Annotated in this window: 1 protein-coding gene; it reads left to right on the plus strand. The window is 31.3% G+C overall.

Annotated elements, in window-relative coordinates:
- Positions 1-268, plus strand: a 268-nt coding sequence (locus JWG40_RS12610) for an SGNH/GDSL hydrolase family protein (protein WP_476737529.1), incomplete at both ends; no start/stop codon positions are given.

Below are 268 nucleotides of genomic sequence, written 5' to 3' on the forward strand. Positions count from 1 at the left end.
ATACTTGCAAGTAATACAAAAACACAAATTTTTCTCGCTAAAATAATTCGAATTTCACCGGCTGTTGCTAATACACTACCTAACTATGAGACTATAAGCGCTAATATAAGAGATTATAATCAGCTAATTGATAAATATTGGATTAATACAGTACCTTCTCTAAGATCTAGAATTACATTAGTTGATATGCACCCTATCCTTTTTCTTCCACAAGATTATTTTGACTACGTTCATCCTAGTGCCTTAGGGTATATGAAAATCTCTTGTA

It is taken from the genome of Leptospira abararensis, assembly GCF_016918735.1.
GTDB classification, from domain to species: Bacteria; Spirochaetota; Leptospiria; order Leptospirales; family Leptospiraceae; genus Leptospira_A; species Leptospira_A abararensis.